The following is a 10,720-nucleotide window of genomic DNA, read 5'->3' as shown; positions in this document are numbered from 1 at the left end:
CACGTCCGGGTAGGTGTCGGGGCGGGCCTGGAGGTAGTCGGCGATGCGGTGCGCGTCCGCGCGCAGGGCGGCCTCCGAGGCCGCGGACAGCATCAGGGGCGGCAACGGGTCGGCCGGTGCGGGCGCGGCGGCCGGGACGTCCCCGGGGTGTTCCAGGAGCAGATGGGCGTTGGTGCCGCCGATGCCGAAGCTGCTGACGGCGGCGACCCTGGGCCGGTCGGCGGGCCAGGGTTCGGCGGCGACCGGGATCCGGAACGGGCCGTCCTCGATCTCCGGGTTGAGGCGGTCGAAGTCCGCGGTGGGCGGGACGGTGCCGTGGTGGACGGCGAGCACGGCGCGCACCAGGCCGACGACCCCGGCCGCCGCGCCGAGGTGGCCGATCTGGCTCTTGACGGAGGAGAGCGCGACCCGGGCGTCGTCGGCGAGTCCGTACGCCTGGCGCAGCGCGGCGGCCTCGACCGGGTCGCCGAGCCGGGTGCCGGTGCCGTGCGCCTCGACGTACCCGAGGTCGGCGCCGCCGCGTCCGCTGCGGTCGAGGGCGGCGCGCAGCGCGGCGCGCTGCCCGGCGACGGCGGGGGCGCTGTAACTCATCTTGTCGGCGCCGTCGTTGTTGATCGCCGAGCCGGTGACGACGGCGTAGACGGTGTCGCCGTCGCGGCGGGCGGCGGAGAGCGGTTTGAGGACGACGACGCCGGTGCCGCTGGCGCCGACGGTGCCCTCGGCGTCGGCGCTGAAGGGGCGGCAGTGGCCGTCGGGGGAGAAGATGTGCTGCGGCCGGTAGGTGTAGCCGTCGGTCAGTTCGGGGTCGACGAGGACACCGCCGACGAGCATCACGTCGGCGTCGCCCTGGCGCAGCGCACCGGCGGCGAGGTGGATGCCGACCAGGGAGCTGGAGCAGGCGGACTGGACGGTGAACGCCGGTCCGGTGAGCCCGAGGTGGTAGGCGGCCTTGGTGGCGAGGAAGTCCTTCTCGTGGTGCAGGGCGAGCCGGAAGCCGTCGGGCAGGGCGGCCGGGTCGGCGTCGCGCAGCATGCGCTGGAAGTAGGTGTTCTCGCCGCAGGACGCGATCAGGCCGACGCGCTGTCCCTCGGGGTCGCCGAGACCGGCGTGGCTGAGGGCCTCGACGCAGTTCATCAGGAGCTGGCGCTGCTGCGGGTCCATCAGCCGTGCCTCGTGCGGGCTGAGGGTGAAGCGGGCCGGGTCGAAGGCGAGGGGGTCGTCGAGCTGGGCGCGGACGCCGACCCGTCCGCCGGTCGCGGTGAAGTGCTCCATGCCGCGGCGTCCGGTGGTGACGAGGTCCCAGAACGCGGCGAGGTCCGGGGCGCCGGGCAGCCGGACGGCCATGCCGATGACGGCGATGGGCTCGTCCGCCCGGTCCGCGCGCGGCGTTCCGGCCGGTGCGGGCGTCGCGGCCGGGGTGGTTGCCCCGCCGACGAGCCGGGCCAGCGCGCGCGGCGTGACGTGCTCGAACAGGTCGGGGACGGAGAAGGCGAGGTCGCCCTCGCCCGCGCAGCGGAGCTGGAAGCGCATCAGGTCGAGGCTGGTGGCCCCGGCGTCGAAGTAGCGCTGGTCGACGGCGACCGTCCGGCCGGTCACCGCTTCGAAGAGGTCCGTGAGGCGTCGTTCGAGCGGGGTCAGGGCGCCGTCCGCGGCGATGGCCGGGAGGAGTTCGCGGCCGGGGGCGGTGAGGGCCGCGCGCCGGTCCAGTTTGCCGCTCGGGGTGCGCGGCAGGTCGGTGAGCAGGCGGTAGCGGGCGATCCGCACGTAGGCGGGGAGCAGGCTCGCGAGGTGGTCGGCGAGGTCGGCGGGGTCGGGGTCCGCGCCCCGGCACTGGAGGGCGGCGACCAGGCGTCCGCCGGCGACCGCGGCGACCGCGTTGGCGATCCCGGGGAACTGGAGCAGCGCGGCCTCGATCTGGCCCAGCTCCAGGCGGTGGCCGCCCAGTTTGACCTGGCTGTCGTCGCGGCCCGCGTAGTGCAGCAGGCCCTGCAGGTCGAAGCGGGCCCGGTCGCCGGTGCGGTAGAGGGTGCCGAGTCCGGGGTCGTCGGTGAACCGGGCCTCGTGCGCGGCCGGGTCGCCGAGGTAGCAGCGTCCGGCCATCGGGCCGCCGATGAGGAGGTCGCCGGTGACGCCGGGCGGCACGGGCAGCCCCGCCTCGTCGACGACCCGCAGCACGGCGCCCGTGACCGGGTGCCCGATCGCCGGGCGCGCGGGCCAGCCGTCGGGGTCGCCCGTCAGGCGCAGGGCGCTGACCACGTGGGTCTCGGTCGGTCCGTAGTGGTTGAACAGGCGCGCGCCGGAGGGCAGTCCGGCGAACCAGCGCCGGATGGCGTCGGTGCACACCAACTGCTCGCCCGCCGTGACGACGTCACGCAGCCGGGAGGGGAACAGGCCGGTGCGCGCGCCGTGTTCGGCGAGCAGTTGCAGCGCCACGTACGGCAGGAAGACGCGTTCCGCGCCGCCGCGCTCCAACTCCGCGAGCAGCGTGGGCACGTCGTGCCGCCAGGCCGGTCTCACCAGGCGCAGTTCGCCGCCCGAGCAGAGGGTGGTGAGGATCTCCTGGAAGGAGACGTCGAAGGAGAGCATGGAGAACTGCTGGGTGACGGCGGGCCGTTCGAGGCCGCCTTCGGTCCGCTGCCAGGTCAGCAGGTTGCACAGGGTCAGGTCCGGGACCTGGACGCCCTTGGGGGTGCCGGTGGAGCCGGAGGTGAACAGCGTGTACAGCGGGCGCAGCGCCCGGTGGCCGGAGTGCGCGGGGGCGGGCTCCGGGGCGTCGGCGAGGGTCAGGGCGAGGCGGCGCAGCGCGGGCGGGGCGAGGGTGTCGAGGACGGCGAGGTCGTCGGGTGCGGCGAGCACGCACAACGGGTCGGCCTGGTCGAGGACATGGCGCAGCAGCGCCGGCGGGTAGGCCGGGTCGAGGGGGACGATCGTCAGGTTGAGGCGGGCCGCCGCGAGGACGGCCACCAGGTGCTCCACGGAGGGCTGGAGGTAGAGCGCGACGGCGGCGGGGGCCGCGGGGTCGGCGGGGGCCAGCGGGGCGAGCCGGACGGCCAGCGCGTGGGCCTGCGCGTCGAGTTCGGCGTAGGTGAGGGTGGTGTCGCCCAGGGAGACGGCGCGGGCGCCGGGGGTGCGGGCGGCCTGGCGGGCGAAGCCGTCGGCGACGGTGCGGAAGTCCGGGGCGGCGGGGGCGGCGCGGCCGGGCTCGGGCAGGGCGTGCCGGTAGGGGGCGACCAGGTCGCGCAGGGTGGCGCCGGAGTCGCCGGTGAGGTGGTCGAGGGCGTCGCGGAAGAGGCGGGCGGCGGCCTCGGCGCGCTCGGCGCCGATGTCGTCGCGGTACTCCCAGAGGCAGTCGAAGCCTGAGTCGTGCTCGACCACGGAGAGGGTCAGCGCGCACTTGGCGCCGAGGGGTTCGGGCCAGCGGGCGCCGATGGCGCAGCCGTCCAGCTCCAGGGTGGAGACGTCGGTGTTCTCCAGCACGAAGAGGTGGTCGAAGAGCGGGGTGCGGGCGCGGAACGCCTGCCCGGCGAGGACGTCGGCGAGGGCGACCTCCTGCCCGTCGAGGACGGTGCGGACGGTGTCGGCGTGCGCGGCGAGGAGGGCGGCGAGCGGGTCGTCCGGCCGGGCGGCGAGGTCCAGCAGGACGGTGTTGGCGAACATGCCGACGGCGTCGTCGAACGCGGGGAGCGATCGGCCTGCGACCGGGGTGGCGATCAGCGGGCGGGTCTGGCCGGTGATGCCGTAGAGGCTCGCGGTGAACGCCGAGACCAGGATCTGGAAGCGGGTGAGGCCGAGGTCGGCGGCGCGCCGGTCGAGGGCGCTGCGGCGGCCCAGGTCGAGGGAGGTGCGCAGCAGCCGGGCGGCGGGAGGGCCCTGCCCTTCGGGGGCGGGCAGCACGGGGGACGGTTCGGGGGCGTCGGCGTAGTGGGCGCGCAGCCGCTCGCCGCGGTCCCGGTAGCCGGGGGCGGCGTGCCACTCCCGCTGCCAGCGCGCGAAGTCGAGGGGGGTGGTGGTGGGCGCCGGGCGGTGGCCGGGGTCGGCGTAGGCGGCGCCGAGGTCGCGGTAGAGGAGGTTGAGGGACCAGCCGTCGACGGCGACGTGGTGCAGGTGCAGGAGCAGCAGCCCGCCGTCCGGGCGCGGGGCCCATCCGGCGCGCAGCATCCGGGGGTCGGCGAGGTCGAAGGGGGGTGCGAAGAAGCGGTCGGCGGTCTCCTGCCACCGCTCCCCCGCCCGGGTCCCGCACGGCTGCCAGGGGTCGTAGGGGTCCTCGGTGCGCTGGAGCAGGCCGTCCGGGGTGGGCACCAGGCGGGTGCGCAGCGCCGGGTGGGCGGCGACCAGGGTGCGCAGCGCGCGGCGCAGGGCGCTCTCGTCGACCGGGCCGGTGATCCGCAGGACGACGGGGACGTCGTAGGAGCGGTCGCCGGGGTCGCGCCGGTGCAGCAGCCAGAGGCGTTCCTGCTCGCTGGTGGCGGGCGCGACCGGTCCTTCGGGGCCGGGGGCGAGCGGCGGGTGGTCGCCCGCGCCCGCGCCGGGGGCGTGCACGGCCTCGGCGAGGGCGGCGAAGTCGGCGCGCAGCACGAGGTCCTGGGGGAGGTCGACGGCGAAGCGGCGCTGGATCGCGAACCGGAACCGCAGCGCCTTGAGGGAGTCACCGCCGCTGGGTATCCAGCGGTCGTCGGGGCGCAGGGCGCCGACGGCGAGGATCTCCTCGGCGATCTCCAGCACCGGCCGCTGCCGGTCGGTGACCGGGGCGGCGTCCTCGCGGGCACCGCGCCAGGGGGTGCGGGCGTCGCGCAGCAGGGCAGCCCGGTCGACCTTGCCGTTGGGGGTGAGCGGGAGGGCGGCGACCCGGTGGGTGCGGTGGGGGCGCATGTAGGCGGGAAGGGCGGCGGTGAGGTGGCGCTCCCAGTCGGCGTGCGCGAGGTCGTCGTCGGTGACCACGAAGGCGAGGAGTTCGTTGCGGTCGTCCGCGTCGCGCCGGGTGCACACGTACGCCTGGCGGACGGCGGCGAGGGTGAGGATCTGCCGTTCCACCTCGCCGGGTTCGATGCGGAAGCCGCGCACCTTGACCTGCCGGTCGGCGCGGCCGACGTAGCTGATCCGGCCCTCGGCGTCCTGGGTCACCAGGTCCCCGGTGCGGTACCAGCGGCGCGGGGTGCCGTCGGGGTCGGGGAGGTGGACGAAGCTGCGGGCGGTCTGCTCCGGGAGGTTGCGGTAGCCGCGGGCCAGCGCCGGTCCGCTGAGCAGGAGTTCGCCGACGTCGTCCACCGCGGCGGCGCGTCCGTCCTCGGTGCGCACCAGGACCCCCGGTGCCGTCGAGGGGGGTGCCGACCGGGACGGAGTCGCCGTCGAAGTCGGCCGGGATGGGGTGGCAGAGCGCGAACGTGGTCGCCTCGGTGGGTCCGTACGCGTTGTGCAGGACGGTGCCGGAGTGCGCGTTGGCCCGGTACCAGCGGCGGATCAGGCGGGAGTTGGGCTGTTCGCCGCCGACGAGGACCTGGCCGACCCCGGCGAAGCAGTCCGGCACCTGCTCGACGACGGTGTTGAAGAGGGCGACGGTGATGAAGAGGATCGAGACGCGGCGCTCGCGCAGGGCGGCGGCGAGCCGGGGCGGGCTGTGCACCTCGGTGTCGTCGAGCACGACGCAGGCGCCGCCGGTGAGCAGCGGCGTCCACACCTCGAAGCTGAGCGCGTCGAAGGCCGGGTTGGACAGGCAGGCGAAGCGGGCGCCGCCGCTCAGGTCGAGGTAGCCGGGCCGGGCGAGCCGCAGCACGCCCTCGTCGGTGACCTCGACGCCCTTGGGGCGGCCGGTCGACCCGGAGGTGTAGAAGACGAACGCGGTGGCGGGATCGCCGTGACCGGCGTCCGCCCCGGTGCGCGCAGCGGGGACGGCGGGTTCCGCCTCCCCCAGGAGCAGGTCGGCGCGCAGGCCCTCGGCGTCCGGCGCGGTGCCGTCGTGGACGACGGTGACGGCGCCGGAGTCGTCGAGGATGTGCCGCTGCCGGTCGGGCGGGCTGAGCCGGTCGAGCGGGACGACGGTGGCGCCGGCCCGGCGGATGCCGAGCATGACGCAGACCAGTTCCCAGGAGCGGGGCAGGCAGACGGCGACGGCCTGCCCCGGCCGGACACCGCGGGCCCGCAGCCGCGCGGCGACCCGGGCGCTGAGCACGTCGAGTCCGGCGTAGTCGAGGGTGCGGGCACCGTCCTGCACGGCGACGGCGCCGGGGGTGCGGCGGACCTGGTCGAGCACGGCGGCGGCGAGCGGGGACCCGGCGGGAGCGTCCGGGGTCACGGGGGTGTGCTCCACGGAGGGTGCGTCCGGGGCCGGGGCGGCTCCCGACGCGGCCGGGGTCTCCGGGGCTGCGGGAGTGTCCGGGGTCGAGGGGGTGTCCGGGGTGTGCATCAGGCGTCACCCTCCGGTGCGGTCGCCTGCGCCGCGGGGGCCGGCGGTGGTGCGTGGTGGGCCAGTTCGGCGGCGAGCAGCGCGCCGACCCGGGCGGTCTCGGCGCCCTCCAGGATCTCCCAGTGGTCGCACTCCATCGTCTCGACCAGGAACTCGCCCCGCGCGCGCCGCTGCCAGAAGGCGCGGACCTCGGCGTGCCCGGGGGTGTCGGCGCCGTCGGGCACGGCCTGGGCGAGGACCACCCGGGCCGGTGAGGCGGCCGGGACGTGCGCGCGGGCGGTGAGCCGGTTGTGGTTGTAGAGGCGGAAGTAGCGGTCCACCTGGGCGTCGTCGATGCCCGGGTACATGCCGTTGAACCGGACCAGCTTGTCGCGGAACTCGGCCGCGTCGACGGCCGTGATGGCCTCGCGCGCGGCGGGGTCGTCGGTGGCCTGGGTGTCGAGCAGGACGACGCTGACGTCGGTGCGCCCGGCGCGGTGCAGCAGGCGTCCCATCTCGTGGGCGACGAGGCCGCCGTAGGAGAGGCCGGTCAGCACCAGCGGCCCCGCGCCGAGGGGTTCGAGGAAACCGAGGTAGGCCTCGGCCATCGCCTCCACGGTGGGCAGGACCTCCTCGCCGGGGTTCACGCCCGGCGACTGGATGCCGTACAGGCCGGTGCCCTCGGGCAGGAAGGCGGCCAGCGGGAGGTAGCAGAAGGCGGTGCCGCCCGCCGGGTGGACGCAGATCACCCGGGGGCCGGTGCCGGGACGGAACTCGATGAGGCTGCCGGGGGCGCGGTCGGTGCCGTCCTCGCGCAGCAGCGCGCCGAGCGCCTCTATGGTCGGCCGCACCATGACCTCGGCGACGGGCAGGTGCCGTCCGAACGTCTCGCCGACGTCGTGGGCCATCCGGATCGCGGAGAGCGAGGTGCCGCCGATGTCGAAGAAGTTGTCGCTGACGCCGATGTCGGGGTGGAGCAGGATGCCCTGCCATATCCGGTACAGGGCGTGCTCGACGTGGTCGCGCGGGCTGGCCGTGTTGACCTGGTCGGAGGTCTGCTCGCGGACCATGCGCAGCAGGGCGGCGCGGTCGACCTTGCCGCTGCGGTTGAGCGGGAGGGTCTCCAGGTCGAGGACGACGGCCGGGATCATGTAGTCGGGCAGGGTGCGGGCGAGCGCGGCGCGCGGGTCGGCGAGGGCGGGTGCGGAGCCGCGGCCGACACCGGCCACCAGCCGGGGCTGCCCCGCGGTGTCGCGGTCGACGAGGACGACGGCCTCGCGCACCCCGTCCAGGCGGGTCAGCGCGGCCTCGACCTCGGCGGGCTCGATCCGGAAGCCGCGCAGCTTGACCTGGTCGTCGGCGCGGCCCGCGTAGTGGGCGGCGCCGTCCTCGTCCCAGCGGGCGAGGTCCCCGGTGCGGTAGACGCGGGCGCCGGGCACGAACGGGTCGGGCAGGAAGCGTTCCTCGGTGAGGTCGGGGCGCCCCAGGTAGCCGCGGGCCAGGGACGCGCCGCCGAGGTACACCTCCCCCACCACGCCGGGCGGCACCGGCTGCATGCGCGCGTCGAGCAGGTAGAGGCGGGTACCGGGCAGCGGACGGCCGATCGGGCAGGGGCGTTCCAGGGGGCGGAAGTCGTAGTGGGCGGTGCTGTAGAGGGTCGCCTCGGTGGGGCCGTAGCCGAAGGTGACGCGCAGGCCGGGCAGCAGGCGCGTCATCCGGTGCAGGGCCGCCTCGGTGAGGGACTCGACGCCGGTCAGCAGCTTGCGCAGCGGCAGGTCGCGCAGCCGCTCGGCGGGGTCCTCGTCGATCCAGCGGACGTAGGCGGGCGGCAGGAACGCCTGGGTGACGGCGTGTTCGCGCATCCAGGCCAGCAACTCCCGCGGGTCGCCGCGCAGTTCCTCGGGGACGATGTGCACGCTGCCGCCGGTGGTGAGCGGCAGCAGCAGTTCGTGCACGGAGGCGTCGAACCCGATGCTGGACCAGGCCGAGCCGACCTCGCCGGGGCCGGTGCCCATCCGGTCGTGCCAGACGCGGAAGAGGTTCAGGACGCTGCGGTGCTCGACGGCGACGCCCTTGGGCCGTCCGGTGGAGCCCGAGGTGAAGATCACGTAGGCGAGGTGTCCGGGGGCGCGCGGGAGGTCGGCGGGCGGCCGGTCCCCGGTGTCCCCCTCGGCGGTGACGGCGCCGAGGTCGAGCCAGTCGGCGGGGCGTTCACCGGCAGGGTGGTCGCTGAGGACGAGGGGGCAGCGGGCGTCCTCGACCATCGCGGCGAGCCGTTCGGCGGGCTGGCCGGGGTCGAGCGGGAGGTAGGCGGCGCCCGCCTTGAGGATGCCGAGGATGCCGACGGCGAGGTCGCGGGTGCGGCGCGCGTGCAGTCCGACGACGTCGCCGGGGCGGACCGCGCGGGCGGTCAGGGCGTGGGCGAGCCGGTTGGCGGCGCGGTCGAGGTCGCCGTACCCCAGGGGTCCCGCGCGGTCCACGACGGCGGTCCGGTCGGGGTGCGCGGACGCCCGCGCCTCGAACAGGTCGGTGAGGGAGGGCGCTTCACGCAGGGCGACGGCGGTCGGGTCGGCGGCCTCGGCCTCGGCCCCGCTCCCGGCCCCGGGTCCGGTCGCGGTCCAGCTCCCTGCCCCGGCCCCGGCCCCGGCTTCGGGCGCGGCCCCCGGTCCGGTCCCGGTCGCGTCGCCCGCGCCGATGAGCCGCAGGAGCGCCTCGGGCGCCATCATCTCCAGGGTGCGGATGTCGCGTTCGGGGTGGCGGACCATGTCGGTGAACAGGTGCCCCAGGTGGACGGCCCAGCGTTCGGCCGCGGCGGCGTCGAAGAGGGACGTCGCGTAGTCGAGCTGCCCGACGAGACGGCCCTCGGAGACGGCGGCCGCGAAGGCGAGGTCGAACTTGGCGGGCGCGTCCTCGATGGCCAGCGGCGCGATCTCCACACCGTCCAGCTTCATCAGGTCGTACCGGTCGGGCACCCAGGCCAGCATGGTCTGGAAGAGCGGGGAGTGGGAGGCGCTGCGCGGTGTCTTCGCGACCTCGACGATGCGCTCGAAGGGCAGGTCCTGGTGGGCCTGCGCGTCCCGCACGACGCGCTCGGTGCGGGCCAGCGCCTCGGCGACGGTGACCGGGCCGGAGAGGTCGACGCGCATCGGCAGCGTGTTGACGAGGAACCCGACGAGGTCGGCGGCCCCGGGGGCGCGGCGGGCGGCGACCGGGCAGCCGACAACGATGTCGTCCTGTCCGGAGAGCCGGGCCATGAGCACCGACCAACCGGTCAGGACGGTCACGAACAGAGTGGTGCCGTGCGCCCTGGCCAGGTCGAGCAGGTCGGCGGTGGTCGCGGTGTCCAGCGCGAACTCGACCCGCCCGCCCTCGTAGCGCTGTTCCGCCGGACGGGGTCCGCGCATCGGGAGTTCCAGTGCGGCGGGCGCGTCCCGCAGGACGTCTTTCCAGTGCTCCTCGTGGACGGCGAGTCCGCCGCCGAGAACCGCCTCGCGCTGGGCCTCGGCGAGATCCGCGCACTGCACCGCGAGTTCCGGCAGGACGGCCGTCGCGCCGCCCGTGAACTCCGCGTACAGCAGCTCGACTTCCCGCATCATCACGAACATCGAGGCACCGTCGAAAATGCAGTGGTGCAGGGTCAGCAGCAGGACGTGGCGCTCCGTGCCCAGGACGAGCAGGCGCCCGCGCGCGAGGGGGCCCGCAGCGAGGTCGAAGGGCCGCTCCGCCTCGTCGCGCTGGCGGTCGGCGACGGTCGCGTCGGCGCTGTCCGAGGCGGTCAGGTCCTCGACGTGGAGGGTGAACCCGGCGCCCGGCGGGTCGATGTGCTGGAGGACGGCACCGGTCCTGCCGACCAGCCGGGTCCGCAGGCTCTCGTGCCGGTCGGCGACCACGTCGAACGCTCTCACCAGGGCGTCTCGGTCGAGCGGGCCGGTGAGGGTGAAGGCCAGGGTCTCGTTGTACGCGGCGCCCGCGCCCGGCAGCTGGGCCAGGAACCAGAGGCGCTGCTGCGCGAAGGAGGCGGGCCTGACCCGGGTGGCCGGACCTGCGGGGGCGGGGTGGGGGGTGCTCTGCACCGGCAAGGCCTGGCCTTCCTGTCGGGGGGAACGAGGGCGCGGCGAAGGCGTGGTGCGCGGCGGCACCACGGGGCGTCGATCGGCGGTGGAATTGCCGAAACAGGGGGTGGGGGAAATGGTCCGGGAAATACGCGCGATTTAGCCGTTGTTCCTGTTGCGTGAGTTATGTGGAGTTTCTTGTGCGACTCCTTGACACCGCTGTGATCATCAGCCACGGGCTCAGGACATGTCAACACTTGACTTTCGCCGCCGACTTCACGTAGACGGC

Annotated in this window: 1 protein-coding gene and 1 pseudogene; both read right to left on the bottom strand. The window is 75.5% G+C overall.

The window, feature by feature from the left end; all coding sequences use genetic code 11:
- A pseudogene (locus GA0115242_RS23090) lies at positions 1-6,400 on the bottom strand (amino acid adenylation domain-containing protein); the annotation flags it as partial.
- Positions 6,400-10,458 carry a non-ribosomal peptide synthetase gene (locus GA0115242_RS23085; protein ID WP_176729891.1) on the bottom strand — a complete coding sequence of 1,353 codons (4,059 nt, stop codon included), beginning with the start codon at positions 10,456-10,458 and terminating at the stop codon, positions 6,400-6,402. The pseudogene GA0115242_RS23090 and the gene GA0115242_RS23085, both read right to left, overlap by 1 nt.
- Positions 10,459-10,720: the final 262 nt, after the last annotated feature.

The sequence above is a fragment of the Streptomyces sp. SolWspMP-5a-2 genome (genome assembly GCF_900091845.1).
Classification (GTDB): domain Bacteria; phylum Actinomycetota; class Actinomycetes; order Streptomycetales; family Streptomycetaceae; genus Streptomyces; species Streptomyces doudnae.
This window is presented reverse-complemented; position numbering and strand designations above follow the sequence as displayed.